The sequence below is a fragment of the Streptomyces sp. NPDC004134 genome, assembly GCF_042874195.1.
GTDB lineage: Bacteria > Actinomycetota > Actinomycetes > Streptomycetales > Streptomycetaceae > Streptomyces.
On sequence record NZ_JBIAMS010000016.1, the window covers coordinates 161,976 to 188,762 of the forward strand.

General features: G+C 73.9%; 16 protein-coding genes. 8 read left to right on the forward strand and 8 right to left on the reverse strand.

What is annotated here, in order from left to right; translation table 11 throughout:
- Window positions 1–74: 74 nt before the first annotated feature.
- The 6 genes from ACFYVJ_RS21120 to ACFYVJ_RS21145 form a co-directional block, all read right to left on the reverse strand.
- A complete protein-coding gene (locus tag ACFYVJ_RS21120) occupies window positions 75–1,961 on the reverse strand; it encodes an ABC transporter substrate-binding protein (protein WP_388893552.1) in 1,887 nt (628 codons plus the stop codon).
- Between the two features lie 332 nt (window positions 1,962–2,293).
- Entirely contained in the window at window positions 2,294–6,301 is a 4,008-nt protein-coding gene (locus ACFYVJ_RS21125; protein ID WP_388893554.1) for an SCO5717 family growth-regulating ATPase, read from the reverse strand.
- A 199-nt stretch (window positions 6,302–6,500) separates the two neighbouring features.
- A complete protein-coding gene (locus tag ACFYVJ_RS21130; RefSeq protein WP_388893556.1) occupies window positions 6,501–8,573 on the reverse strand; it encodes a protein kinase in 2,073 nt (690 codons plus the stop codon).
- A 26-nt stretch (window positions 8,574–8,599) separates the two neighbouring features.
- Entirely contained in the window at window positions 8,600–10,843 is a 2,244-nt protein-coding gene (locus ACFYVJ_RS21135) for a protein kinase (RefSeq protein ID WP_388893558.1), read from the reverse strand.
- A 4-nt stretch (window positions 10,844–10,847) separates the two neighbouring features.
- Entirely contained in the window at window positions 10,848–13,094 is a 2,247-nt protein-coding gene (locus ACFYVJ_RS21140) for a PQQ-binding-like beta-propeller repeat protein (protein WP_388893559.1), read from the reverse strand.
- A gap of 28 nt (window positions 13,095–13,122) precedes the next feature.
- The gene (locus ACFYVJ_RS21145; protein WP_388893561.1) at window positions 13,123–15,537 is read right to left on the reverse strand and encodes a PQQ-binding-like beta-propeller repeat protein; all 2,415 of its coding nucleotides are present in this window, start codon (window positions 15,535–15,537) and stop codon (window positions 13,123–13,125) included.
- A gap of 495 nt (window positions 15,538–16,032) precedes the next feature.
- Here ACFYVJ_RS21145 and ACFYVJ_RS21150 point away from each other — a divergent pair, with 495 nt between their 5' ends.
- The 6 genes from ACFYVJ_RS21150 (at window position 16,033) to ACFYVJ_RS21175 (ending at window position 22,414) form a co-directional block, all read left to right on the forward strand.
- The gene (locus ACFYVJ_RS21150; protein WP_388893563.1) at window positions 16,033–16,551 is read left to right on the forward strand and encodes a M23 family metallopeptidase; all 519 of its coding nucleotides are present in this window, start codon (window positions 16,033–16,035) and stop codon (window positions 16,549–16,551) included.
- A gap of 201 nt (window positions 16,552–16,752) precedes the next feature.
- Complete coding sequence (rpsO, locus tag ACFYVJ_RS21155) at window positions 16,753–17,040, forward strand: 30S ribosomal protein S15 (RefSeq protein ID WP_027743620.1); 288 nt, start codon at window positions 16,753–16,755, stop codon at window positions 17,038–17,040.
- A 409-nt stretch (window positions 17,041–17,449) separates the two neighbouring features.
- Window positions 17,450–19,681 carry a polyribonucleotide nucleotidyltransferase gene (locus ACFYVJ_RS21160; protein WP_388893565.1) on the forward strand — a complete coding sequence of 744 codons (2,232 nt, stop codon included), beginning with the start codon at window positions 17,450–17,452 and terminating at the stop codon, window positions 19,679–19,681.
- Window positions 19,678–21,081, forward strand: coding sequence for a M16 family metallopeptidase (locus ACFYVJ_RS21165; protein WP_388893567.1), 1,404 nt, complete (start codon window positions 19,678–19,680; stop codon window positions 21,079–21,081). The genes ACFYVJ_RS21160 and ACFYVJ_RS21165 overlap by 4 nt, the downstream gene beginning before the upstream one ends.
- A 111-nt stretch (window positions 21,082–21,192) precedes the next feature.
- Window positions 21,193–21,948: a 4-hydroxy-tetrahydrodipicolinate reductase gene (gene dapB, locus ACFYVJ_RS21170; RefSeq protein ID WP_388893569.1), complete on the forward strand. Its 756-nt coding sequence runs from the start codon at window positions 21,193–21,195 to the stop codon at window positions 21,946–21,948.
- A 22-nt stretch (window positions 21,949–21,970) separates the two neighbouring features.
- A complete protein-coding gene (locus ACFYVJ_RS21175) occupies window positions 21,971–22,414 on the forward strand; it encodes a hypothetical protein (RefSeq protein ID WP_388893571.1) in 444 nt (147 codons plus the stop codon).
- 45 nt (window positions 22,415–22,459) lie between these two features.
- Here ACFYVJ_RS21175 and ACFYVJ_RS21180 read toward each other — a convergent pair whose 3' ends face one another.
- Together ACFYVJ_RS21180 and ACFYVJ_RS21185 are read right to left on the reverse strand one after the other, a co-directional pair.
- Window positions 22,460–23,026, reverse strand: coding sequence for a hypothetical protein (locus ACFYVJ_RS21180; protein WP_388893573.1), 567 nt, complete (start codon window positions 23,024–23,026; stop codon window positions 22,460–22,462).
- 102 nt (window positions 23,027–23,128) lie between these two features.
- The gene (locus tag ACFYVJ_RS21185) at window positions 23,129–23,359 is read right to left on the reverse strand and encodes a hypothetical protein (RefSeq protein ID WP_388893575.1); all 231 of its coding nucleotides are present in this window, start codon (window positions 23,357–23,359) and stop codon (window positions 23,129–23,131) included.
- A 343-nt stretch (window positions 23,360–23,702) separates the two neighbouring features.
- Between ACFYVJ_RS21185 and dapA the strand changes: the two genes are divergently transcribed.
- Window positions 23,703–24,602, forward strand: coding sequence for a 4-hydroxy-tetrahydrodipicolinate synthase (gene dapA, locus ACFYVJ_RS21190; protein ID WP_388893577.1), 900 nt, complete (start codon window positions 23,703–23,705; stop codon window positions 24,600–24,602).
- A 181-nt stretch (window positions 24,603–24,783) separates the two neighbouring features.
- The gene (locus ACFYVJ_RS21195; RefSeq protein ID WP_388893579.1) at window positions 24,784–26,469 is read left to right on the forward strand and encodes a ribonuclease J; all 1,686 of its coding nucleotides are present in this window, start codon (window positions 24,784–24,786) and stop codon (window positions 26,467–26,469) included.
- Window positions 26,470–26,787 lie beyond the last annotated feature (318 nt).

Below are 26,787 nucleotides of genomic sequence, written 5' to 3' on the forward strand. Positions count from 1 at the left end.
GGGCGGTCGGGCCGGGCCGCGGGGTGCCCGGCGCCGCGGCGCCGGACACCCCGGGTGGCGAGGGTGCGTACGGGCTACTCGCGGTCCTCCGCGGTGGCCCGGCGGCGCAGCGTGAAGAACACGCCCGCCGCGACCACCACGACGACCGCCGCGCCGCCGCCGAGCACCACGCCCATCGCCGAGCCGCCGTCGTCCGACGCCTTCGCGGCGGGGACCGCGGTGGCCCAGCTCCAGGAGCCGTCCTGGCCCCAGATGTTGCCGTTGCCCGCGGGCATCGCGGTGATCGACTCGATGTGGTCGGTGCGGTACGCCTCCACGGAGTTCGGGTACGCCAGCACGTTCATGTACCCGGTGTCGTAGAGCACCGACTGCATCTCCCGGACTATCTCCGCGCGCTTGGCCGGGTCGTCGTACGCGGCCAACTGCTCGGCGTAGAGCCGGTCGTAGTCCTTGTTGCAGATGAAGTTGTCCGTCTGCCCCACGACGTCCTCGGACTCCGGCAGCGCGGCGCAGGTGTGGATGGCCAGGACGAAGTCCGGGTCCGGGTTGACCGACCAGCCGTCGAAGGCGAGGTCGTACTCACCGGCCACCCACGGGTCGCCCACGTTGTCCAGGCACTTCAGGTCCAGGCCGATGCCCAGCTCGCCCCACCACTCCTCCAGGAACTTGCCCGCCGCCTTGTCCTTGGGGTCGGTGGAGTGGCACAGCATCCGGAAGTTCAGCGGCTCGCCGTCCTTGCCGACGCGCTTGCCGTCCTTGAGCTCGTAGCCCGCCCGGTCCAGCAGCCGCGCCGCCTTCTCCGGGTCGTAGCCGATCTTCTGCTCGGCGGACGGCTTCCAGTGGTAGTCGGCGAACCGCGGCGGGATGTAGCCCTCGCCCTCGACGCCGTGCCCCTGGAGCACCTTGTCCACTATCGCCGTACGGTCCACCGCGAGGAACAGCGCCTCGCGCACCCGCGGGTCGAGCAGCGCCGGATGGCCGTCGCCGAACTTGCGGCCCTCGGCGTCCCGCGCCCCGGGGTTGGTGGCGATGGCCCAGAAGCGCCGGCCCTGGCCGTCGTTGACCTTGATGTCCGGCTGGCCCTTCAGCGACGCGGCCTGCGCCGGCGTCAGGTCCGGCACGAAGGACACCTCGCCCTTGCGCAGGGCGGCGACGGCGGCGTCGGTCTCCTTGTAGTACTTGAACGTCACCTCGTCGAACTTCGGCTTGCCCCGCCAGAAGTTCTCGTTCGGCTCGAAGGTGACGTGCGAGTCGGTCTTGAAGGCCGTCAGCACGTACGGGCCGCTGCCGACGACCGGGAAGTCGGAGTCGTTGTTGAACTTCCCGAGGTCGTCGACGTCCTCCCAGACGTGCTTGGGCACGATCGGCAGGTCCATCGAGTTCATCGTGGCCTGCGGCTCCTTCAGCTCCACGACGAGCGTGCGGGCGTCGGGCGCCGAGACCTTCGCGAAGTTGGCGACGTACGAGCCGTTGGCCGCGCCCGCGGCCTCGTCGGTCATCATCGTGTGGAACGTCCAGCGGGCGTCCTCCGCGGTCAGCGGCTTGCCGTCGGACCACTTCACGCCGTCGCGGATGGTGTACGTCCACGTCTTGCCCGCGTTCGTGGGCTCCCACTTCTCGGCCAGCCCCGGGATGGGCTCCTGCGTCTTGACGTCGTAGTTGACGAGGGAGTCGTACATCAGCCGGTTCAGGCTCGTGGCCACGAGGGTGACCGCGAGGAACGGGCTGAGCGAGTCGACGGACTGCGCGACGGCGGCCGTCAGGACCGTCTTGTCGCCGTCGTCGCCCCCGTCGTCCTGGGCGGAGTCCGCCGCGGCGGGTCCCGCGGTGGCGGCGCCGAGCAGTGCGAGGGCGGCGGCGCCCGCGCAGAGCGCGCGGCGCAGCCGGCGGCCGGAGCGGGCGGCGGGTGTCGGTCGGCGGAGTGGGCCGGGCGTCGGGGCGTTGTCGTCGGTGGGCTGCATGACACCTCGCGGTCTTCAGGGGGCGGGATGCCGGCTGACCGGCCTGGCGATCGGGTCTGTCTAGCGAGGTTGGTCTAAACATGTCAATGATCGTGACCGGCCTGTACGAGGGCGATACCCCGCTGAAACGCGAATGAGGCCCGCGCCTTCAAAAAGGCTGCGGGCCTCATTGGTTCAACCCAATGGCGGCAGGCCGGGCGGGCGGCGGGTCCTGGCCTTCGGCGCGTCCGATTCCTCCGCGCGCCGGTGGGCACGTGTCCGCGCAGGCCGGTCCGCCGGTACGGACCCGGGGCGGCCGGCGATCCCTGCCGCCGGCGGATCCGCCCGGGGCGTCACCCGTACGGGCTCGGTCCCGACTGCGCCTGCGAGGGTCCCGTGCCGGGCGCACCACCCGGATAGCCGCCGCCGCCCGGGTACCCCCCGCCCGCGCCGTAGCCGCCGGGGCCGCCCGCGCCGCCGCCCTGGCCGGGCAGCGGCGGCATCGCGTGCGGCGGCTGCTGGCCGCCCTCGCCGGTCCACAGGCCCTGCACCTGCTGGGCGCGGGTGAAGTCCTCGGCGACGAGCGCGGCGAGGTTGAAGTACGCCTCCTTGGTCTTCGGCCGCATCATCGACAGGTCCAGCTCCGCGCCCGCCGACAGGTGCTCGTCGAACGGGACCACCTGCACCGCGCGGGTGCGCTGCTTGAAGTGGTTGACGATGTCGTCGATCTTGATCATCTTGGCGGTCTCGCGGACGCCGGAGATGACCGTGATGCTCCGCGACACCAGGTCGGCGTAGCCGTGGGCGTGCAGCCAGTCCAGCGTGGTGCTGGCGCTGGACGCGCCGTCGACGGACGGCGTGGCCACGACGATGAGCTGGTCGGCGAGGTCGAGCACGCCGCGCATGGCGCTGTAGAGCAGGCCCGTGCCCGAGTCGGTGAGGATCACCGGGTACTGCTTGCCGAGGACGTCGATGACGCGGCGGTAGTCCTCGTCGTTGAACGTCGTGGAGACCGCCGGGTCGACGTCGTTGGCCAGGATCTCCAGTCCTGACGGCGCCTGCGAGGTGAACCGGCGGATGTCCATGTAGCTGTTGAGGTACGGGATCGCCGTCACCAGGTCGCGGATCGTCGCGCCCGTCTCGCGGCGCACCCGGCGGCCCAGCGTGCCGGCGTCCGGGTTGGCGTCGATCGCGATGACCTTGTCCTGCCGCTCGGCGGCCAGGGTCGCGCCGAGCGCGGTGGTCGTCGTGGTCTTACCGACGCCGCCCTTGAGGGAGATCACCGCGATCCGGTAGCAGGACAGCACCGGGGTGCGGACGAGGGCGATCTTGCGCTGCCGCTCCTCCTCCGCCGCCTTGCCGCCGAGCTTGAAGCGGGACAGGCCGCCGCGCTCCGACTTGCGCTGCGGCTTGTGCTTGTCGTGCAGCAGTTGCTCGGAGGACAGCTCGACGGCGGCGGTGTAGCCGAGCGGGGCGTTGTGCACCGGCTGGCGGCGCTGCTCGGGCGTGACGTCGGGCCAGCCGCCGGACCGCGGGTCGCCGCCGGGCTGGGCGGGGGGCGCGGGGGAGGTGGCCGGGGAGAGCGCGCCCTGGCCGGGGGCCCCGGTCTGGACGCCGCCTGCGGGCGGGAGGCCGGGGGGCGGCTGGGCGGGCTGGCCGGGGAGTTGGCCGGGCTGTACGGGCTGTACGGGCTGCTGGCCCGGCTGCTGGCCGGGCTGGGCCTGCTGCGGGGGCGGGGCGGGGAGGCCGGGGTAGGGGCCGGGCTGTCCGGGCTGCTGGCCGGGCTGGCTCTGCTGTCCGGGAGTGGCCTGCTGTCCCGGCTGGCCCTGCTGGGCGGCGGGGGGCTGCGGCCAGCCGTAACCGCCCTGCGGGGCACGGGAGTCGGGCTGCTGGGCGGCCGGTGCCACCGGCACCCCGGAGGGTGACGCCACGGTCCAGCCGGGCGGCGGCTCGGCGGCGGGCCCGGAGCGGGGCGCCTCGGCGCCGGCGGCGGGCCCGGGCGGGGTGTGCGGGGCCGGGAGCCGGCTGCCGGGCGCGGAGTGCGCGCCGGGGGCGCCGGGCGGGGTGGCCGGAGCGGGCGCGGCCGGGGCCGCGGGAGCGGGGGCGCCGGGCGGCTGCGCGGACGCCGCGGGGGCCTCCGGGGCGGCGCTGGGCGGTACGGCGCCCGCGGCGGGCAGCCCCGGGTACGGCTGCTGCGGCGGGGCGGAGGGCGCCGCCGGGGGAGCCGCGGGGGGCTGCGGCGCGGACTGCTCCGGTGCGGCCTGCGGGGTGGGCGACTGCCAGGGTGCGCCAGCGGCGGGCGGCGGGCCCGACGGCAGGTCCGCGGCCGGGGGGCGCTGCTGTTCTGCGGCGGGGAACTGCGGGGGGAGCGGCGGCAGCGCCGTGGGCGAGGCGGACTCGTCGGGTACGGGCGCGGGCGCCCACGGGTTCGCGCCCGCGGGCGCGCGGTCCGTCGCGTACGGGCTGGCCTGCGGCGGCGCGTCCTGCGGCTCGTCACCGCGGGCGGGCGCGGCGTCGGCCGGCACCCGGTCCTGCACCTCGGCGGCCGCCGGCACGGCGTCGTTCGGCTCGTCGTCCGCGGGCGTACGGTCCTGGACCTCCGCGGCCTGCGCGCGCAGCGAGGCGGGGGAGAAGCGCATGGTCGCGCCGCTCACCACGTCGCCCCTGTCCTGGTCGTCCAGCGCCGCGTCGTCGTCCCGGCCCTGCTCCCGGTCTTCCTGCGCGGCGCCGGGCGCGGCGTGGGCGACGAGCGGGGTCAGCGTGCGCGTGGCGTCGTCGCGGTACGGGGCGGGCGTACCCGCCTCGTCGGCCTCCGGCCGCGGCGGCGCCGCGAACTGCGGTGCGGGGAAGGCGGATACGCCGCCCGCGGGCGGGTCGTCGTCCGCCTCCGCGGTCGGCTGCGTACCGGGAACGGGCGGCCATGCGGCCCCCGCCTCCGGCGCCTCTGCGCCCTCGCCGGACGCGCCGGCTCCGTCGTCCGCGGCTTCCTGCGTGCCGGCGAAGGCGGGCCACGCGGACCCGGGCTCGGCGGCCTCGCCGGTGCCGTCCTCGGGCACGCTGCTTCGCCAGTGGGCGCCGGAGGACGCGCCGGTCGCGTCCGGAGCCGCCGCGCCGGTCTCGCCGTCGTCCGCGTCCCCGGCGGACGTGAACGGCCGGCCCGCATCGGCGTCGGACGTCTCGCCCGCACCGGCGGTCGCGGGCGACGCGGCGGTGCCGTACCAGTCCGTGCCGGACGGGCCGGACTTCGTCTCGGGGGTCTCGTCGGGGTCCGCTGCGGTCGCGGTGCCGGCGGTGTCGGCGGTATCCACGGTGGCCGCGGCCGGTTCGTCGTCGTCCGCCGTCCGGTCCTCGGCCGGGTCAGGGGACTGGAACGTCCACGCCGACTCCGCCCGGCTGCTCCACGTGTCGTCGGCCTGCGCGGCGTGTTCCGTCGCCGGAAGGGAGGACCAGTCGGCGCCGGACGGGGAGTCGTCGCCGGCCTGTGCGGCGGGAGTCGCCTCCGGCAGGGACGGCCAGTCGGTGCCGGCCCCGTCGTCCTCGCCGGACGTCCCGGTGGCCGGGGACGCGTCCGTGCCGGTGTCCCGGTCGTCGTCCGCGTCGTCGGACTCCGCCGCGGCGCCCGCGGGCTCCTCGTCCGCCTCCGGCTCGGCGGAGGCGGTGTCCTGGCCGTCGTACGCCTCGGTGCCCGCCGGAGTCGCGGAGGCGCCGCCTCCGTACCAACTAGGGGCGCTCACCGGGGAGGACGTGAACTCCTCTGCCTCCGCCGCGGGTGCGGCGTCGGTTGCGGTGTCCGTGTCCCCTTCGTCGTCGGTATCGGCCACGGGCGCCGCCGGAGTCACCGGGAGCGCCGCGAACGCCACCGCGGCCGGGTCCGTCGCCGCCGTCAGCGGCGGCGAGTCGTCCTCGTCCGCGTACGGCTCGTCCTGATCGTCGTCCCGGTCGTCGTCCGGGTCCCGGTCCCGGTCCCGGTCCGCGGCCGGCTCGGCGGCTGCTCGGTCCACGGGCGCCGCCTCCGGCGCGGGCGGCGCCGCGGGCGCCGGTACCTGCGGCGGCTCCGGCGGCTCGTCCGGCAGGGTCAGCAGGAACGGCGGCGGCGTCATCGACTCCGGCACCGGCCCCGGGGCCGGTGCGTGGGCCGCGGTGAAGCCGTTGGGCAACGGAGGCATCGCCGAGCCGGCGTGGGACGAGCCGGTGCCCGCCTCCTCGTCCTGTCCTGTGCTCGGCGGCGGCACCCCCTGCGTGTACCAGGCCGCGGGCGCCGGGCTGCTGGTGAACTCGCCCGTACCCTCCGGCTCCGTAGCGGACCGCTCGACATCGGGGCTGGTCCGGCCCGCGCCGTTCTCGTCCCGATCGCTGCTCACTGTGCCTCCCAGATCCCCTCGCACCACGGCGGTCGTGCCGGCGCCTGCCCGGTGCCGTGTGCTTCTCCCACCCTAAGGGGAGTACGGAGCGCCCCGGCAGGCCGGACTGTCGCAATCGGCAACGGATGTGTCACCGTTCAGAACACCGGCCCCGCGCGGGCCGCGGCGCACCCCGCCGACCCGTCCGCCCGACTGCCGGTCAGAACACGGGGTTTGCGGTCAGCGACCCCGTGTAGAGGACGAACACCCTGTTGTTCGCGGCGGTCATGGTCCAGTCGTCCCGCTCACGCGACGTGCGGCGGTCCTCCCACGCCAGTCTGCCCTTGGCGATGTCGTAGACCTTCATCGCGTCCGGATCGAAGTTCGACGTCGTCCCGGCCCACAGCGAGTTCCCGTGGACCACCGGCGGGTACTTCAGGGCGACGCTCGTGGCGTCCTGCGTCCACTCGATCTCGCGCGTCCTGGCGTTCATCGCGGTGAGGTTGGTGTCGTTCACGGCGTAGAGGAGGTCGCCGTCCAGCGCCGGTGCGGACCAGATGTACTCGCCCTTCGGGTCCTCGTTCCACTCCACCTTCCCGTCGCCCTTCAGCGCGTACGCCGTCAGCCCGTCCCCGCCCGCGTACACGAAGCCGCCGCCGACCGCGCACGGCAGGGCGTACGAGCTGCGCTGCGGGGTGTCCCACACCTTCTTGCCGTCCCGGGTGTCGACCACCGCGAGCTTGCCGTCCGAGCCGGAGAGCACCAGCATGCCGTCGGCCGTCGTGGCCCACGCGGGCTTGCTGACGGTCGACTTGACCGGCAGCGGGACCGTCCACCGCTCCTTGCCGTTCGTGCCGACCGCGCGCAGCTCGCCGTCCTTCGTCGTCACGTACGCGCCCTGCTTGTCGGCCGCGAGCACGACCGCCGCCCGGGCGTCCGGCGCGGACCACTGCTCCTTCCGGTCGCGGCCGCGCAGCCCGTACAAGGCGCCGTCGGCGTCCGCCGCCGCGAAGGTGTTCTCGTCGAGCGCCGCCGCGCGGGACGCCGCCGCGGTGTCCTTCTGGCGCCACCTCTCCTTGCCCGTGCGGATGTCCAGGCCCGCGATGCTGCCGTCGGCCATCGCGGCGACCAGCGTCTCGCGCAGCGGAAGCAGCATCGGCATCTCGGAGTCGAGCCCGCCGACCGGGCCCCAGAGCGCCGCGGGGGCGTTGTCGGAGCTGTAGCTCTTCAGCGGCTGCGCCGCCCACGGGTCGCGCTTGGGCGCCGCGGTCGTGCCGCCGTCGTCCTTGCCCAGCCACCACCAGGCGGCCGTGCCCGCGCTCGCCGCCAGCACCGCGCCGCCGGCGCCGAGCCCGACGAGCAGCCGCCGCCGCGAGGGCCCCGGCACCTGGGTGTCGCCGGCCGCGGGGAGCGCGGCGAGGCGGGTCGCCTCCTGCTCGCGGCCCCCGATGTCCTCGGCGAGCGGGCCGTGCTGCCAGACGGCCGTCGCGCCGGGCGGCGGGGCGAGGGCGGCGGCTATCTGCGGAGGGGTGGGCCGGTACGCGGGGTCCTTGGCCAGGCACGGGGCGATCAGCGGGTAGAGGTCGGGCGGCAGCCCTTCGAGCCGCGGCTCGCCGTGCACCACCTCGTACTGCACGGCCGCCACATGGCTGCCCTGGTACGCCGTCTGCCCCGTCGCCGCCAGCGTGAGCACCGCGCCGAGCGCGAAGACGTCCGCGGGCGGGCCCACGCGCTGCCCGAGCACCTGCTCCGGCGGCCCGTAGCCCGGCGTGACCGGGGCCTCGCCGGTGCTGGTGAGCGTCAGGCCGTGCTCGGGGCGGGCGATGCCGAAGTCGATGATGCGCGGCCCGGTCGCGGTCAGCACGATGTTCGGCGGCTTGACGTCGCGGTGGACGAGGCCGGCCGCGTGGATGTCGGTGAGCGTGTTCGCCAGCGCCGCGCCGACCGCGCGCAGCGCCGCGCCGTCCAGCGGCCCGTACCGCTCGACGGCCTCCCCGAGCGTCGGCCCGGCGAGGAACTCGCAGGCGATCCACGGCCGGCCGCCCTCCGTCTCGGCGCCCAGCACCCGGGCCACGCCGGGGCTCTGGACCGCCTGCGCGGCGTGCGCCTCGCGGACGAAGCGCTGCGCGAGGTTCGACTGGTGGGCCAGCTCGGGCCGCAGCACCTTGATCGCTGCGGGCCGGCCGGAGGAGTCCCGGCCGAGGTACACCTTGCCCATGCCGCCGGCGCCGAGCACGCCGATGAGGCGGTACGGGCCGAGGCGCAGCGGGTCTCCGGTGCCGAGGGGTTTCATGGACGTACCGCTCCTGGATGAGGTTCCTACTGAAGGGGAAGCCCGCGCACGTCGGCCGCGGTGACGACGAGGACGACCTTGGCGTCGTCCTGGGCGAGGACCATGGGGCGCTCGTTGTCCTCGGGCCCCCGGTACGACCAGGCCGTCCGGTGCTCCTCGAGGTCGACCGCCCGCACCCAGTCGCGCCCGCCGGTGCCCACGTACGCGTACTTCTTGCCGACCACGGGCGCGACGATGAACGCCTGCGGCCCGGCCCAGTCCGCCTTGGCCTCCCACTCGACCTCGCCGCTGGCGCCGTCGATGGCGATGAGCCCGTTGCCGTTCTCGACGACGTACACCTTGCCGTCCTTGACCGCGGGGGTGCCGTACAGCCGGGTGGCGGGGCCGAGGGCGGCGCGCGCGTCGCGGCCCTCGCCGACGGACCAGCCCACCTCGCCGTCCGACAGCCGCAGCGCGGTCAGGTCGCGCAGGCCGAGGAGGACGTGGCCCTTCGCGGTCGGGAACTGCTGCAGCCCCGCCAGGGACTCGCGGTCCTCCTTCGGCGCCTTCCAGGTCCAGCGCACCTCGCCGCTCCTGGCGTCGATGCACGTCAGGGTGGACTCGACGCGGATGAGCGCCTCGTTCTTCGTCAGCGCGGTGGCGTACGAGGGGCCGGTGTCGGGGGACTTGTTGTCGTACCCCCACAGCAGCTCGCCGGTCTTCATGTCCGCCGCCACGAACTGCGAGGTCCACGGCGTCTTCTCGACGATCTTCTTCTTCGTCTTCTTGTCGCGGTAGACCCGGGTCACCCACCGGGTGCTCGCGCGCAGCAGCACGATGCCGTTCTCGGCGGCCTCGATGGCCGTGCCCTTGATGTCCGCGCCGTTGAGGACGACGTCCTCCTCGGAGTCGCCCGTCTCGGGGTCGTTGAGGAAGAGCGCGTGGGTGCCCTCGCCCGAGACGCTGCGGCTGGCCACGGAGTAGAACCCGGAGTCGTCGCCGATGATGCCGAGCGACGGGCTGAGGAACTTGCTGACGCCGCGCAGCTTGCCGTTGCGCGCGTCGACGAACTGCCCGCCGCCCGTGGTCGTGAGGAGCAGCACGTAGTTCCCGCCGGTCGCCAGGCTGAACGCGCCGCCGCCGCCGACGACCGGGCGCGTCCACAGCTCCTTCGGCGCGGCCGGCTTCTTCGCCTTCGGCTTGGCCGCCGGCTCCTTCCCGGCGTCGCGGAGGTACGCCCACGCCCCGGCCCCCGCGCCGCCGACGGCCACCGCGCCCGCGCCCGCCAGCGCCAGCACCTTGCGCCGCGACGGGCCGGAGGGCGCGCCCAACTCGGTCTCCATGGCGGCCTGCTCGGGCGAGGGCAGCCGCGGCGGCTGCGGCTGCCAGGCGACGGCGGCGCGGCGCAGGATGTCGGTGTGCAGCGCGTCCGGGAGCTGGTCGGCGAAGTCGGCGGCCGTGCCGTCCGGCAGCCCCTCGGCGAGCAGCATCGCCAGCTCGTCCGTACCCGGGCGGGTCTCGGGCTCCTTGGCCAGGCAGCGCTGGAGCAGCGGCAGCAGCCCGGCGGGTACGCCGGACAGGTCGGCCTCGCCGTAGCGCACCCGGTACAGCAGGTCCGCGGCCTGGCCGCCGCCGAAGGGGCCGTGGCCCGTACAGGCGAACACCAGCACGCCGGCGAGTGCGAACACGTCGCCGACCGGGGTGTGTTCGACGCCGGACGCCTGCTCGGGCGACATGAAGGCGGGCGTGCCCGCGGCGGTGCCGGTACGGGTCAGGTGGTCGTCGCCCGCCGCGCGGGCGATGCCGAAGTCGATGACCTTGGGCCCCGCCGCGGTCAGCAGGATGTTCGACGGCTTGAGGTCGCGGTGCACGACGCCGGAGCGGTGCAGTTGCCCCAGCGCCTCGCAGAGCGCGGCGCCCAGCGCCCGCGTCGTCGTCTCGGGCAGCGGCCCCGACACGGCCACCGCCTCGTCGAGCGGCGGACCGAGCACGTACTCGGTCGCCAGCCAGGGCGTCTCCGCGAGCGGGTCGGCGTCCACGACCTCGGCGCCGTAGTGGTCGCCGATGACGCGGGCCGCGTCGGTCTCCAGCCGGAAGCGGGTGCGGAACTCGGAGCCCGCGGTGCCGGCTTCCCCGCTGACGAGGTCGGCGTGCATGGTCTTGAGCGCCACGGTGCGCCCGCCCGCGGAGCGGGCGAGGTAGACGGTGCCCATGCCGCCGCTGCCGAGGCGGGCGACCAGCCGGTACGGGCCCAGTTGCTGCGGATCGTCGTGGGTGAGGGGCGTAGCCATGGGATCAGTCCACCGGGAGTGCGTAGAGGGCGTCCTTGGACAGGACGAGGGCGATGCCGTCGTCCGCGGCGAGCACGCGGCCGGAGATGCCCGTGCCGTCGCCGGAGGAGCCGCCGGCCTCGCTGACCGTGGCGAACCGCCACAGCGGGGCGCCGTCGCGGGTGTCGAACGCCTGCACCTCGGCGTCGTTGCTGTAGAAGAGGGTGCCGCCGGTACCGCTGAGGACGATGTCCGTGACGTCGAACCGGCCGCCGGAGTAGACCGGGGTGCGCCACACCGGCTTGCCGTTCTTCACCGACAGCGCCGTGATCTGCGCACCCTGCGTGCCGTACAGCACGCGCGAGCGCGCGTCGGTCAGCTCCGGCGAGAAGTGCTCCTTCATCGGCTGCTCCCACACCTTCTTGGCGCCGCGCGTCTCGAACCCCCGCAGCGCGTCGGCGTCGTTGCTGGGGCTGACGAGCGTCCCGGCCCCGGTCGCGAAGGTGCTCGGTCCGTCGTAGTCCTCGATCGCCTCGTACTTCTGCTCCCACGCCTTGTCCCCGGTGCGCCGGTCGAGCGCGAGGTAACTGAAGGCGAAGCCGGAGGTGGGGGCGCTGGGGATGAGCAGCTCGCGACCGCTGACCTTCATCCGCTCGCCGTCGCTGAGCGGATTGTCGTTGAGGTCGCCGTAGCCCTTGGGCAGCGGCTTGTTCCACACCTCTTCGCGCTTGCGGGTGTCGTACGCGACCATGGAGTACTCCTCCAGGTCGGAGCCCCGCGTGGCCAGGAAGTAGACGATCCCGTCGACGGCTCCGACGGCTTCCTGGAAGGACATCTTGCTGTTCACCGAGTAGTCCTCGATGGCGCCCTTCGACTTGCCGCCGGCGAGTTCGACCACCTCCATGGCGCCGAACGTCGGGATGACGAGCGCCTGGCCCCGGCCGAGGTCGATCAGGCCACCGTCCGCGAACACGTCGGAGTCCCACGCCTTCTTCCCCGTACGCACGTTCACGGCGGTGAGCGCGCCCATCGTCTCCACGGCGGCGATCCTGCCGAGGAGGCTGACCGAGTCGGCCTCCTGGCCCTGCAGCGAGTAGTGCCACAGCGGCGTGGGAGCGGCGCCCTTCGCGGGGGTGGTGCGGTAGACCGGCGGGTCCTCTTTCGTCGCACGGCGGTACGCGTAGACGCCGCCCCCGCCCACCGCGAGGCCCGCGGCGCCGAAGGCGAGGCCGCGCAGCAGCGCGCGGCGGCCCGGCGCGGGCGGGGGTACGGAGGTCTCCCCGGCGCCTGCCCCCGCCGACGTCTCCGGGGTCTGCCCGGGGCCGCCGGGCGCGCCGGGACCCGGGGGCGGCACGAGCGGGCCCTGCGCAGGCAGCGACGGCAGTTGCGCGGTCAGCGCCGCGGCGACGGCGCCGGGCACCTGCTCCTGCCCCGGCTCCGCCGGCAGGGCCTGCTGCGCCTGCTGAAGCTGCTGGAGCAGCGCGTCCGCGCGCGGGCGCTGCGCCGGGTCCTGGGCCAGGCAGCCGGCGAGGACGGCGGCCAGCGGCTCGGGCAGCGCGGCCACGTCGGGGGAGGGGGCGCCGGTGGCGGCGTACGCCAGCACCACGCCCAGCGCGTAGATGTCGCCCAGCGGCCGCGGCACCCCGCCGGCGTGCTGCTCCGGCGGCAGCCACGCGGGCGGCAGCCCCGGCACCGCGGTACGGGGGCCGTCGCCGGGCGCCGCCGCGCGCACCGCGCCGTACGCCACGAGCCGCGGCCCGGCCGCCGTCAGCAGCACCGCGGCGGGCGTCAGGCCCGCGTACACCAGGCCCTGGGCGTGCGCCTGGAGCACCGCGGCGGCCAGCGACACCCCCACCTGGCAGACGTACGGCACCGGCAGCGGACCGCCGTGCGCCGCGAGCGCCGCGGGCAGCGGCAGCGCGGGCGCGCAGTCGTACGCCACCCACGGCTCCTCGTCCTGCGGCGCCACCCCGGCCACCGGCGCGGCGGCGGGGCCGGCCAGCCGCGCGGACGTACCGGCCTCGGAGGCGAACCGGACCCGGAAGCCGGGGTCGGCGGCGAGCGCCGCGGGCGGCGTCATCAGCACCACGACCCGGCCCAGCGGCTCGCTGTACGCCAGCCGGAACCGCGGCCCGTCGGCGCCGGGCCCCCCTTCAGGGCCGTACGTGCCCAGCGGCGCGACGATCCGGTGCGGGCCCACTCTCTCCTGGCCGCCGACGGTGGTGCCGGTCGCGCCGCCGTGGTGACCGCCGGAGCCGGTCAACGTGTGCATACGAACAATCCCCCTTGCCGCCGCGCGGTCAGTCCAGCGGCAGCGCGTACACGCTGCTCCCGCTCGCGATCACGGCCGTGTCCTTGCCGACCGCCACCCGGCGCCGGTGTGCGTACTTCGGCTTGCCCGGCCGCATGTCCGTGAACCGCCAGAGCAGGTCGCCGCCGTCCGCGTCGTACGCCAGCACCTGCGTGTCGTCGCCCGCGATCAGCATCTTCCCGTCGGGCGTGACGTGCAGCGGCGGCGCCTGGACGAGCACCCCGACGTAGGCGAGCTGCGGGTTGCGCTTCCACTGCTCGTCGCCCGAGTCCTGCGCCACGGAGTGCACGGCGCGGAAGGTGTCGAGGGCGTGGACCATCTCGCCCTGCACGGCGGGCGGGCCGAGGTTCTGCGGGTTGGTGCTCTCCATGTCCTCGTCCCACGGCTCCGCGGTCAGGCTCCACAGCTCGTCACCCCCGCCGCTCGCGTCGAACCCGCGCATCGTCTTGCCGGCGGTCGCGACCAGCAGGTTCTTGCCCGCCGCGGCCCAGTGGCCGCCCGCCATCCCGGCGTACTCCTGGGCCCACCGCTCCTCGCCGCTGCCGAGGTCGAGCGCGGAGACCGAGGCCGGCTTGTCGCGGTGCCTGGCGTCCTCGTCGGCCTCGGGCACCAGGACGACCGAGCCGCCGAGGAAGAGCGCGGCGGTCGCCGCGGCCGAGCCGGGCGAGCGCCACAGCTCGCGGCGCTCGGCGAGGTCGTAGCCGACGACGGTCAGCTCGCCGCCTTCCTCGACGGTGAACGCGGCCGTGTCGCCGGCCACGCCCAGCAGGGCGCCGTACGGCGTCTTGCCGCCCCGGCGGAACTTCTCCGACGTCCACGCCACCGAGCCGTCCGCGGCGTCGAGCACCGTCAGGTCCTTGCCGGGCACCAGCACCATGCCGTCGGCGAGCGGCACCCCTGGCGCCGACGCGCGGACGTCCGACTGCTCCCACAGCTCCTTGCCGGTCCGCAGGTCCAGCGCGAAGACGCCGGACTTCGCGACCACCAGCGCGGAGGTGCCCCCGGCGACGGCCGGCGGGCCGACCGGCTCCACCTTGCCCAGGCCCTTGCCCCACAGCACGGGCGGCGGGGCACCGTTCAGCCGCTTCTTGCCCGTGGTGCGCGAGGCCAGCCGCTCCGCGGTGGTCGGCGGCGGGGGCGGGTCCTCCGTGGTCGCGGCCCAGGCCGCGGCGCCGCCGGCCGCGACCCCCACCGCACCGCCGGCGATGCCGGCGATCAGGGCGCGGCGGGTGGCGGGGCGGCCGATGACGGTGGCGCCGCCGATCAGGTCCGGCGCGCCGGGGGCCCCGGGGGCCGGCGCCGCGAGGAAGGCGGGGTCCGGCTCGGTCTCGGCGGCCAGCACGTCGCCGGCCTGGAGCGCCAGCGCGGCGCTCACCCGGCGGGGCAGCCAGCCGGGCGCCAGGGCGGCGCCGGAGCGGGTGGTCGCCGCGTCGAGCACGGTCCCGGGGGCCGCCGCGCCCATGCCGGGGGCCGCGGAGTGGCCGGGTGCCGCGGCGTGCAGCAGCTCGGGCAGCAGCGCGGCGGCGGTGGGGCGGCGGGCCGGGTCGGGGTGGAGGCAGGGCTCCAGGACGGCGCGGAGTCCGGGCTGGAGCAGGTCCAGCGGGTTCGCCGGGGTGCCGTAGGCGCCGGTGGCGTACGGATCCGCGGCGTACGGGTCCGAGCCGTACCCGGGGCCGCCGGTGAGCGGGTCCGTCAGCGGGTCGGCGAAGGCGCCCGCCTGCGGGTCCGCCACCTGGTCGCCGGGAAACAGCCCGGTCGCCGCGTACAGCAGCACCGCGGCCAGCGCGTACACGTCCCCCAGCGGCCGCGGCCGCCCGCCCGCCATCTGCTCCGGCGGCAGGAACTCGGGTATCAGCCCGGCCAGGCGCTCGCGCGGGCTGCCGTCGGCGCCCGCCGCGCCCACCGTGCCGTAGCCGGTCAGCAGCGGGCCGTCACCGGTGAGCAGCACGGCCGTCGGGTCGAGCCCGCCGTGCGCCACACCCGCGGCGTGCAGCGCGGCCAGCGTCTCGGCCAGCGCGGCGCCCACGGCGTACACGGTGCGCTCGGGCAGCGGGCCCTGCTGGGCGTCCAGCGCGGCGGGCAGCGGCAGCGCGGGCCGGTACGGCATCGCCCACCACGGCGGGCCGGTGGCCGACAGCTCGCTCACCGGCGCCAGCCACGGGCCGCTCGTACCGCCGAGGCGCTGGGCCTCGGCGGCGGCGGCGTGGAAGCGCCCGGCGTGGCCGTGGTCGGCGGCCGTCGCCTCGGTGCGCGGTGCGGTGATCAGGACTGTGCGTTCGCCACCCGGTGCCTGGGCGATGTAGCGCGCGGCCGGCGCGCGCATCTCGCCCGCGTCCGTGTCCAGACGCCCCACCGGCCGGTACGCCCCGAACTGCTCGGGGTCGTCGAGTCGCAGCGGTTCCATACCCCCTCCTAGGAACTGGCCGCACGCAGCCTACCGGGGACGGCCGGGCTCCGTGCCAGGCGGGGGGTAATTGGTCCCGCGGGGCAGGGGAGAAAGTCCCGCGCGGGGGCCGCGGATTCTTATCGGGAAGTGGCGTGCACCACATGCCTCTGAAGGAATCCTAAAAGCAGTAGTAGACGTATCGGACGAGAGTCCAGGACTTTCGGCCCTGCGGTCGCCTGACTTTTGGCAGGGGAGTCGGCCGGACTTTTGGACACGGGTCGCGCGGACCGCCCTGACCTGCATATACGACCTACGCCAGCCCTCCCGTACGCCGTCCGGGGCCGTTCTCCCGACCCTTCCCCGAGGGTCCGCAAGGGGCAGAAAAACCCGACTCGCCGCTACGACCCCGGCTCGTACCAAGGGTCCTTGTCCGTCCCGATCCGACGCGTTACCAAGGTGATGCGACCTCGGAGCGCAGCCGGGGTCGAAACCTTTCTGGAGGGAATTCCAAGAATGTTCAAGCACGCCAAGTTCACCGCCCCCATAGCCACGACCGCGATGCTCGCCGCCGGCGGCGGCATGGTTCTCGCCATGGGCTCCGGGGTGGCCACGGCCGACAGCAAGCCCGACTGGGTCAAGCCCGTCACGGCCAAGTACGACGTCACCGGTCAGTACAACCAGGGCGGTGCGCGCTGGGCCGCGAAGCACAGCGGCCAGGACTTCGCCGCCCCCACGGGCACGAAGGTCCACGCGGCCAGCAAGGGCACCGTGGTCACGGCCGGCTGGGGCGGCGCCTACGGCAACAACATCGTGATCAAGCACAGCGAGGGCGTCTACACCCAGTACGCCCACCTGTCCAAGATCGATGTGCAGGTAGGCGAGCAGGTCAACGCCAAGGAGCTGATCGGCAAGATCGGTACGACCGGCAACTCCACCGGCCCGCACCTGCACTTCGAGGTCCGCACCACGCCCGTCTACGGTTCCGCCGTCGACCCGGTCGCGTTCCTGAACAAGCAGGGTGTCAAGATCTGACCCGCACCCCCGGCCCCGCCGGGCGGCGCCGGACGGCGGTCTTCGGGCCGCCGTGCGGCTGATAGGCTGACGGACGGTTCGCGTGCGCGCCCCGTATCCCACGGGTGAGGCGCCGCGGCCGCCCCGCCTGCCGAGTCACCGCAGATTCCCTGTGACCAAAACCAGGGACGCTCGACGGCGCCGATCCGAGGAGTGGGAAGCATGTCGCTCGACACCGCGACGAAGAAGAAGATCATGGCCGAGTACGCCACGAAGGAAGGCGACACCGGCTCCCCCGAGGTGCAGGTGGCGATGCTCACCCAGCGCATCAGCGACCTGACCGAGCACCTGAAGACCCACAAGCACGACCACCACTCGCGCCGCGGTCTGCTCCTGCTCGTCGGCCGCCGCCGCCGGCTGCTGCAGTACCTGGCGAAGAAGGACATCGCCCGCTTCCGTACGCTGGTCGACCGCCTCGGCATCCGCCGCGGCGCCGCCGGCGCCCGCTAGCGCCGCACGAGGGAGCGGCTCCCGCACCGGGAGCCGCTCCCTCGGCGTATGCCCCGAGCGCTCCGGTTTCGCCCGGACGCCGGGCCGGTCCGTCCGTACGGACCCTTACCGAACGGTTGCCAGCCAGCCGTCGAGACGCCGCCAGGGGGACTTGTACCCTGGTCGGCAGGACATCAGCACAGAGTGAATACGGGGAGCAACCGCCCGCAGCCGCCGGACCAGTGCCGACAGCGGGCGCCGGTCCTCGGTAGTGGCCTTCGGAGCACGCGAGAGCGCGCACCCCGGTGGCTTCGATCGAAGACCGGCCCGGCCTACAGCCGCTCATCCGGGCCCGAGCCTGCCACGCGGGTGCTCCACCGCTCACCGCCCACGCCACACGGGCGTGGGCGCAGACGAGGAGAATTTCCTGGTGGAGAACGAAACCCACTACAGCGAGGCCGTCATCGACAACGGCTCGTTCGGCACCCGCACCATCCGCTTCGAGACCGGCCGGCTCGCCAAGCTCGCCGCCGGCTCCGCCGTCGCCTACCTCGACGACGAGACCATGGTTCTCGCGGCGACCAGCGCCTCCAAGCAGCCCAAGGACCAGCTCGACTTCTTCCCCCTGACGGTGGACGTCGAAGAGCGCATGTACGCCATCGGCAAGATCCCCGGCTCCTTCTTCCGCCGCGAGGGCCGCCCCAGCGAGGACGCCATCCTCACCTGCCGGCTCATCGACCGGCCGCTGCGCCCCTCCTTCAGGAAGGGCCTGCGCAACGAGATCCAGATCGTCGCCACCATCGAGGCGCTCAACCCCGACCACCTCTACGACGTGGTCGCCATCAACGCCGCGTCCGCCTCCACCCAGTTGGCGGGCCTGCCGTTCTCCGGCCCCATCGGCGGCACCCGCGTCGCCCTCATCCGCGGCCAGTGGGTGGCCTTCCCCACCCACACCGAGCTTGAGGAGGCCGTCTTCGACATGGTCGTCGCCGGCCGCGTCCTGGACGACGGCGACGTGGCGATCATGATGGTCGAGGCCGAGGCCACCGACCAGACCGTCGAGCTGGTCAAGGGCGGCGCCACCGCGCCGACCGAGGAGGTCGTCGCGGCCGGTCTGGACGCCGCCAAGCCCTTCATCAAGACCCTCTGCAAGGCTCAGGCCGACCTCGCCGCCAAGGCCGCCAAGCCCACCGGCGAGTTCCCCGTCTTCCTCGACCACCAGGACGACGTGCTGCAGGCGCTCACCCAGGCCGTGCGCGACGAGCTGGCCCAGGCCCTCACCATCAGCAACAAGCTGGAGCGCGAGGCCGAGCTGGACCGCGTCAAGGACGTCGCCGCCGAGAAGCTGCTGCCGCAGTTCGAGGGCCGGGAGAAGGAGATCTCCGCGGCGTACCGCGCGCTCACCAAGGAACTGGTGCGCGAGCGCGTCATCCGCGAGAAGGTCCGTATCGACGGCCGCGGCGTGACCGACATCCGGCCGCTGGCGGTCGAGGTCGAGGCGATCCCGCGGGTGCACGGCTCGGCGCTCTTCGAGCGCGGCGAGACCCAGATCATGGGCGTGACGACGCTGAACATGCTCCGCATGGAGCAGCAGCTCGACACCCTCAACCCGGTGACGCGCAAGCGCTACATGCACAACTACATCTTCCCGCCGTACTCCACCGGCGAGACCGGCCGCGTCGGCACCCCCAAGCGCCGCGAGATCGGCCACGGCGCGCTCGCCGAGCGCGCCATCCTGCCGGTGCTGCCCAGCCGCGAGGACTTCCCGTACGCGATCCGCCAGGTCTCCGAGGCCCTCGGCTCCAACGGCTCGACGTCCATGGGCTCCGTCTGCGCCTCGACGATGTCGCTGCTGAACGCCGGTGTGCCGCTGAAGGCCCCGGTCGCCGGCATCGCCATGGGCCTGATCTCCAAGGAGATCGAGGGCGAGACGCGCTACGTGACGCTGACCGACATCCTCGGCGCCGAGGACGCCTTCGGCGACATGGACTTCAAGGTCGCCGGCACCAAGGAGTTCGTCACCGCCCTGCAGCTCGACACCAAGCTCGACGGCATCCCCGCCTCCGTGCTGGCCGCGGCCCTGAAGCAGGCCCGCGACGCCCGGCTGCACATCCTCGACGTGATGATGGAGGCCATCGACCGGCCGGACGAGATGTCCCCGCACGCCCCGCGGATCATCACCATCAAGATCCCGGTGGACAAGATCGGCGAGGTCATCGGCCCCAAGGGCAAGATGATCAACCAGATCCAGGAGGACACCGGCGCCGAGATCACCATCGAGGACGACGGCACGATCTACATCGGTGCCGCCGACGGCCCGGCCGCCGAGGCCGCCCGTACGACCATCAACGGCATCGCCAACCCGACGATGCCCGAGGTCGGCGAGCGCTACCTGGGCACGGTCGTGAAGACCACCTCCTTCGGCGCCTTCGTCTCCCTGCTCCCCGGCAAGGACGGTCTGCTGCACATCTCGCAGATCCGCAAGCTCGCCGGCGGCAAGCGCGTGGAGAACGTCGAGGACGTCCTCGGCGTCGGCCAGAAGGTCCAGGTCGAGATCGCCGAGATCGACCAGCGCGGCAAGCTGTCCCTCATCCCCGTCCTGGACGACGAGGAGAAGGACGGCGACGACGCCGGGAAGACCGAGGACGAGTCCGCGAAGTGACTCTGCCCCGCAGCAGTCGGAAGGCGGCCCGCCCCCCGTACCGGGGGCGGGCCGTCCCCCGTCCGCGCTCCACCACCGCGACGCTCCTCGAAGGCGCCGACGGCTCCGACGGCGCCGGCACCGTACGCAAGACGGTGCTGCCCGGCGGGCTGCGCGTGCTCACCGAGAGGCTGCCCGCCGTCCGCTCCGCCACCTTCGGCATCTGGGCGCACGTCGGGTCTCGCGACGAGACCCCCGCGCTCGGCGGTGCCACGCACTATCTGGAGCACCTGCTCTTCAAGGGCACCAAGACGCGCTCGGCCCTCGACATCTCCGCGCCCATCGACGCGGTCGGCGGCGAGATGAACGCGTTCACGGCCAAGGAGTACACCTGCTACTACGCGCGGGTCCTCGACACGGACCTGCCGCTGGCCATCGACATCGTCTGCGACATGCTCACCGGCTCCGTCATCCGCGCCGAGGACGTCGAGGCCGAACGCGGCGTCGTCCTCGAAGAGATCGCGATGACCGAGGACGACCCCGGCGACTGCGTCCACGACCTCTTCGCCCGCACGATGCTCGGCGACACCCCCCTCGGCCGCCCCGTCCTCGGCACCGTCGAGACCGTCACGGCGCTCACCCGCGACCGCGTCGCCCGCTTCTACCAGCGCCACTACGTGCCCACCCGGCTCGTCGTCGCCGCCGCGGGCAACGTCGACCACGACGACGTCGTACGCCGCGTGGCCGCCGCCTTCGACCGCGCCGGCGCCCTCGACGCCACCGACGCCGCCCCGCACGGCCCCCGCGCCGGCAGCCGCGCGCTGCGCACCGCGGGCCGCTTCGAGCTGCGGGAGCGGCGCACCGAGCAGACCCACCTCGTGCTCGGCGCCCCCGGCGTCGGTCGGCACGACGAGCGCCGCTGGGCGCTCAGCGTGCTGTCCGCGGCCCTCGGCGGCGGCATGAGCTCCCGGCTCTTCCAGGAGATCCGGGAGAAGCGCGGCCTGGCCTACTCCGTGTACGCGTACACCTCGGGATTCGCCGACTGCGGCCTCTTCGGCGTCTACGCGGGCTGCCGCCCCGGGCAGGCCGCCGACGTGCTCAAGCTCTGCCGCGAGGAGCTGGCGCTCGTCGCGAAGAAGGGCCTGCCCGACGACGAGGTCGCGCGCGCCGTCGGCCAGTTGTGCGGCTCCCTGGTGCTGGGTCTGGAGGACACCGGCGCGCTGATGCACCGGCTCGGCAAGAGCGAGCTGTGCTGGGGCGAGCAGATGTCGGTGGACGACATCCTGGCCCGGATCCGCGCCGTCACCCCCGACGACGTCCGCGAGGTGGCCGCGACCGTCCTGGGCCGCCGCCCGTCCCTGTCCGTCATCGGCCCGGTCACGGACCACCAGGCCACCGCGCTGCGGGCGGCGGTGGCCTGAGGGAGCGGGGCGCGGGCGCCGCGCCGCCACGGCGTAACGTGGGCGCGTGCCCAGGCCGCGGCGCAGCCCCCTCCCCGGAGCAACCCCATCGACACCGGAGGTAGTACGCGCATGACCACCCAGCTCAAGGTCGGCGTCATCGGCGCCCGCGGCCGTATCGGCTCCGAGGCCGCCAGGGCGGTCGAGGCCGCCGAGGACATGGACCTCGTCGCCGCCGTCGACCGCGACGACGACCTCGCGGAGCTGACCGGGGCCGGCGCCCAGGTCGCCGTCGAGCTGACCCACCCGGACTCCGCCCCGGCCAACGTCGACTTCTGCGTACGCAACGGAATCCACGCCGTCGTCGGCACCACCGGCTGGACCGACGACCGCCTCGACGCCCTGCGCGCCCGGCTCGCGGAAAGCCCCGGCACCGGCGTGCTCATCGCCCCGAACTTCTCCCTCGGCGCCGTCCTCACCATGCACTTCGCCAGGCAGGCCGCCCGGTTCTTCGAGTCCGCCGAGGTCGTCGAGCTGCACCACCCGAACAAGGCCGACGCCCCCTCCGGCACCGCTACCCGCACCGCCCGCCTCATCGCCGAGGCCCGCCGGGAGGCCGGCCTGCCGCCGCAGCCCGACGCCACCGCCACCGCCCTGCCCGGGGCCCGCGGCGCCGACGTCGACGGGGTGCCCGTGCACGCCGTACGGCTCCGGGGGCTCCTCGCCCACCAGGAGGTGCTGCTCGGCGACGCGGGGGAGACCCTCACCATCCGGCACGACTCGCTGCACCACAGCAGCTTCATGCCGGGCATCCTGCTCGCCGCCCGCCGGGTGCCCGCGACCCCGGGCCTGACGGTCGGCCTGGAACACTTCCTCGACCTCGGCTGACGCCGCCGCCCGGATCCCGCTCATGCGCTCGAAGATCACCTACATCGTGCTGTCGGCCGTGCTGGTCGTGTACTTCTTCCTGGCCGGCACCCGCGGCTGGTACCTGCTGCGCGAGGGCACGCCGCTGACCGTCGCCTTCGGCGTCGCGGTGCTCGTGCTCCCCGCCATCGGCCTCTGGTTCCTGTGGCACACCACCGCCTTCGCCCGCGCCGCGAGCGCGCTGGCGAAGGAGCTCGATGCCGAGGGCGGGCTGCCGGTCGACGAGCTGGAGCGCACCCCGAGCGGCCGTATCGACCGCGACTCGGCCGACGCGGTCTTCCGCCGCCGCAAGGCGGAGACGGAGGCGGCGCCGGAGGACTGGCGGAGCTGGTTCCGGCTGGCGGTCGCGTACCACGACGCGCGCGACACCCCGCGGGCGCGCAAGGCGATGCAGCAGGCGATCAGGATGCGCCGGGCGGCGGGCTAGCGGGGCCGTACGCGGGCGGACGTCGCCGGCGGCGCCACGGGAGCGTCAGCGCAGCTCCGTCGCCCACGCCTCGACGGTGTCGGCCGCCCGGTCGAACGCCTCGGGACGGCTCAGGAAGTCGGCGTTGGTGTCCGTCAGCAGCGGCCGCAGCGGCGCCGGGGCCCCGGCTCGCCCCCGCCGTGCCGCGGGGACCACCAGGACGGCCTGCCCCTGCACCGTACGCGGCAGGCCGAGCCACTTCACCGGCTGCTGCACGGTCCGTACGGCGGCGATCTCGTCCCACGCCACGGTGACGGTGTGGAGGAGATGCACCTGCCGCAGCCCGTGCGCGCTCACCCACACCCCGACCCGCAGCAGCCGCAGCGCCGCCAGGATGAAGCCCACCGCCACGCCCGCGCAGGTCAGCGCGCCCGTGACCGAGTCCGCGAGCAGCATGATGACGGTCGCGAAGAGGAGATACGAGGCGAGCAGCAGCTCGAGGGCCGCCATCAGCACCCGCCAGGGTCCCGGGCGGTACGGCCGGCGCCAGCGGTCGCGGTCGGCGTAGGGGAGGGGCGCGTCGCCGGCGACGTCTCCGAAGTCGCGGTCGGCGGTCAGAAAGGGCAGTGGCACGCCTGCGAGGCTAGCGAGGCCCCGCCGGACCCACCACCCCGGGGGTGCGGACGGGGCACCCGGGACGGCTGTGACGGCTGTGACAGGGCGCCGCGGGCGGCGTCAGGGAGTGTGCTGCGCGGACCCCGGGTCGTCGGTGAGCTGCATGGCCGGGATGCCGAACACCACCGCGCCGACGAGCCCCGCCACTATCAGCACGCCCACCAGCGCCCGCCCGGCGATCTCCCCGATCCCGGCGCGTTTCACGGGTGGCGGCACGGGGACGTCGCTGCGGAAGCGGTCCGCCTCCGCTATGAAGGCGAACGGAACGGGCTCACGCCGACGGCGAAGCATGCGGGGCACCACCTCAGGGCTCGTGGGTTTGTCGACTCGACTCCTGCCATCCGGTCAACGTCGGAACGTCCCGTAAAGTGCCCAGATCCAGGGCCATGTGCCGAATACCTCTCAAAGGTACCCGGCCGCGGCGGGCGCCCGGCGGGCCGCGGAGCGCGAGAGCGCTCGAAAGCCGCTGCGAAATGTCTGGAATGGTGGTTATCGCGAAGTTCGCCTAGGCTGAGGATACGAACCCGGTACTGCTTGAACCCCCGAGCAGGCAGTGCCGGGTTCTCCCGCGCCTGCCGCACCGCGCGCCACCCAAGCGCGCACTCCGGGCATTCTTACGAGTAGCGTGTCACTCATGGCTCCGACATCCACCCCGCAGACGCCCTTCGGACGGATGCTGACCGCCATGGTCACGCCGTTCACCCCCGACGGCGCCCTCGACCTCGACGGCGCCCAGCGACTCGCCGCCCACCTCGTCGACGCAGGCAACGACGGGCTGGTGCTCAACGGCACCACCGGTGAGTCCCCCACCACGAGCGATGCGGAGAAAGCCCAGCTCGTACGGGCCGTGGTGGACGCCGTCGGCGACCGCGCCCACGTCGTCGCCGGAGCCTCGACGAACGACACCCGGCACAGCGTCGAGCTGGCCCGCGCCGCGCAGGACGCCGGCGCCCACGGCCTGCTGGCCGTCACGCCGTACTACAGCAAGCCGCCGCAGGCGGGCCTCTACGCCCACTTCAGGGCCATCGCCGACGCCACCGACCTGCCCGTGATGCTCTACGACATCCCCGGCCGCAGCGGCGTCCCGATCAACACCGAGACCATGGTCCGGCTGGCCGAGCACCCGCGGATCGTCGCCAACAAGGACGCCAAGGGCGACCTCGGCCGCGCGAGCTGGGCCATCGCCCAGACGGGCCTGGCCTGGTACTCAGGCGACGACATGCTGAACCTGCCGCTGCTGTCCGTCGGCGGCGTCGGCTTCGTCTCCGTCGTCGGCCACCTCGTCACCCCCGAACTGGTCGCCCTCGTCGAGGCGTACACCAGTGGTGACGTGACCAAGGCCACCGAACTGCACCAGCAACTGCTCCCCGTCTACACCGGCATGTTCCGCACCCAGGGCGTCATCACCGTCAAGGCGGCGCTCGCCCTGCGGCAGATGCCCGGCGGCCCGCTGCGGCTGCCCCTCGTCGGACTCTCGCCGGAGGAGACCGAGCAGCTCAAGCGGGACCTCAAGGGCGGCGGCGTGCACGTATAGCCGTACGCGCCCGGCCGTACGCGTCGCACCACCGCCGTCCTCACCGCCGTAGAGACGTCACAACCGCATACCGAGAAATCCGCGGCGCGGCTTCAGGGAAGCCGCCGCCGCACGCATTCATGTGCGCCCCGCCCGGGCCCGCCGCCGGGACCCGGCCGGTGCGCATGGTGAGGAGAGACCTTTGAGCCATCCCCATCCCGAACTCGGCGCACCCCCCGCACTCGCGGAGGGCGCCCTGCGCGTCACGCCGCTCGGCGGACTCGGCGAGATCGGCCGCAACATGACCGTCTTCGAATACGGCGGCCGCCTGCTCATCGTCGACTGCGGCGTCCTCTTCCCCGAAGAGGAGCAGCCCGGGGTCGACCTGATCCTGCCCGACTTCTCCACCATCAGGGACCGCCTCGACGACATCGAGGGCATCGTCCTCACGCACGGCCACGAGGACCACATCGGCGCCGTGCCGTACCTGCTCCGCGAGAAGGCGGACATCCCCCTGATCGGCTCCAAGCTGACCCTCGCCCTCATCGAGGCCAAGCTCCAGGAGCACCGCATCCGCCCGTACACGCTCCAGGTCGCCGAGGGCGGCAGGGAGCGCATCGGGCCCTTCGACTGCGAGTTCGTCTCCGTCAACCACTCCATCCCGGACAGCCTTGCCGTCGCCGTCCGCACCCCCGCGGGTGTCGTCGTGCACACCGGCGACTTCAAGATGGACCAACTGCCGCTCGACGGCCGCCTCACCGACCTGCCCGCGTTTGCGCGCCTCGGCGAGGAGGGCATCGACCTGCTGCTGGTGGACTCCACCAACGCCGAGGTCCCGGGCTTCGTGGCCCCGGAGAAGGACATCTCGGGGGTGCTGCGCGGGGTGTTCGCGGCGGCGCAGCGAAGGATCATCGTGGCGAGCTTCGCCAGCCACGTGCACCGCATCCAGCAGGTCCTGGACGCCGCGCACGCGTACGGCAGGAAGGTCGCCTTCGTCGGCCGCTCCATGGTCCGCAACATGGGCATCGCCCGCGACCTCGGCTACCTGCGCGTGCCCGCCGGACTCGTCGTCGACGTGAAGACCCTCGACGACCTGCCGGACCGCGAGGTCGTCCTCGTCTGTACGGGCTCGCAGGGCGAGCCGATGGCCGCCCTGTCCCGGATGGCCAACCGCGACCACCAGATCCGCATCGTCGCCGGCGACACCGTCATCCTCGCCTCGTCGCTGATCCCGGGGAACGAGAACGCGGTCTACCGCGTGATCAACGGCCTCACCCGCTGGGGCGCCAACGTCGTCCACAAGGGCAACGCCAAGGTCCACGTCTCGGGCCACGCCTCGGCCGGCGAGCTGCTGTACTTCTACAACATCTGCAAGCCCCGCAACGTCATGCCGGTCCACGGCGAATGGCGCCACCTGCGCGCCAACGCCGAACTCGCGGCGGCGACGGGGGTCCGCGCGGACCGCATCGTCATCGCGGAGGACGGCGTGGCCGTCGACCTGGTCGACGGGGTCGCCAAGATCTCCGGCAAGGTCCAGGCGGGATACGTGTACGTCGACGGCCTCTCCGTCGGCGACGTGACGGAGTCCTCGCTCAAGGACCGCCGCATCCTCGGCGAGGAGGGCATCATCAGCGTCTTCGTCGTGGTCGACAGCACGACGGGGAAGATCGTCGGCGGCCCCCATGTCCAGAGCCGCGGCTCCGGCATCGAGGACGCGGCGTTCCGTGACGTCATCCCGAAGCTGGAGGAGGCGCTCGCCAAGTCCGCCTCCAACGGCGTCGCCGAGACGCACCAGCTCCAGCAGTTGGTCCGGCGCACGGTGGGCAAGTGGGTCTCCGACACCTTCCGCCGCCGCCCGATGATCCTCCCGGTCGTCGTCGAGGTCTGACCCGCAACGGGAGCCCTCCCGGGCCCCGTTGCACCCGGCCCGGCCCCCACCCCCGCCTCGGACGTTGCCCCAGGCGGGGGTTGGGGCCGGAGCCGATTTGCACGGTGGCCGAACGTCCAGTAGGTTTACGTCACCGCCCGATGAGCCCGTGGGCCGTCGTGCCCGCTCAACTGGGCCCGAGGGGCGGTCATTTCAACCCTCAGGAAGCTGTTAGGGTTGGAACACACCGAAGGGAAACGCCCGGAGAGGCCCGGAAGGGTTTTGAAGGTAGTGTCCGTTCTTTGAGAACTCAACAGTGTGCCAAGTAATCGATGCCAA

Coding starts and splice junctions, on each gene's coding strand:
- ACFYVJ_RS21120 (WP_388893552.1), bottom strand. CDS start 1,961: ATGCAGCCCACCGACGACAACGCCCCGACGCCCGGCCCACTCCGCCGA.
- ACFYVJ_RS21130 (WP_388893556.1), bottom strand. CDS start 8,573: ATGAAACCCCTCGGCACCGGAGACCCGCTGCGCCTCGGCCCGTACCGC.
- ACFYVJ_RS21135 (WP_388893558.1), bottom strand. CDS start 10,843: ATGGCTACGCCCCTCACCCACGACGATCCGCAGCAACTGGGCCCGTAC.
- ACFYVJ_RS21140 (WP_388893559.1), bottom strand. CDS start 13,094: ATGCACACGTTGACCGGCTCCGGCGGTCACCACGGCGGCGCGACCGGC.
- ACFYVJ_RS21145 (WP_388893561.1), bottom strand. CDS start 15,537: ATGGAACCGCTGCGACTCGACGACCCCGAGCAGTTCGGGGCGTACCGG.
- ACFYVJ_RS21150 (WP_388893563.1), top strand. CDS start 16,033: ATGTTCAAGCACGCCAAGTTCACCGCCCCCATAGCCACGACCGCGATG.
- rpsO (WP_027743620.1), top strand. CDS start 16,753: ATGTCGCTCGACACCGCGACGAAGAAGAAGATCATGGCCGAGTACGCC.
- dapB (WP_388893569.1), top strand. CDS start 21,193: ATGACCACCCAGCTCAAGGTCGGCGTCATCGGCGCCCGCGGCCGTATC.
- ACFYVJ_RS21175 (WP_388893571.1), top strand. CDS start 21,971: ATGCGCTCGAAGATCACCTACATCGTGCTGTCGGCCGTGCTGGTCGTG.
- ACFYVJ_RS21185 (WP_388893575.1), bottom strand. CDS start 23,359: ATGCTTCGCCGTCGGCGTGAGCCCGTTCCGTTCGCCTTCATAGCGGAG.
- dapA (WP_388893577.1), top strand. CDS start 23,703: ATGGCTCCGACATCCACCCCGCAGACGCCCTTCGGACGGATGCTGACC.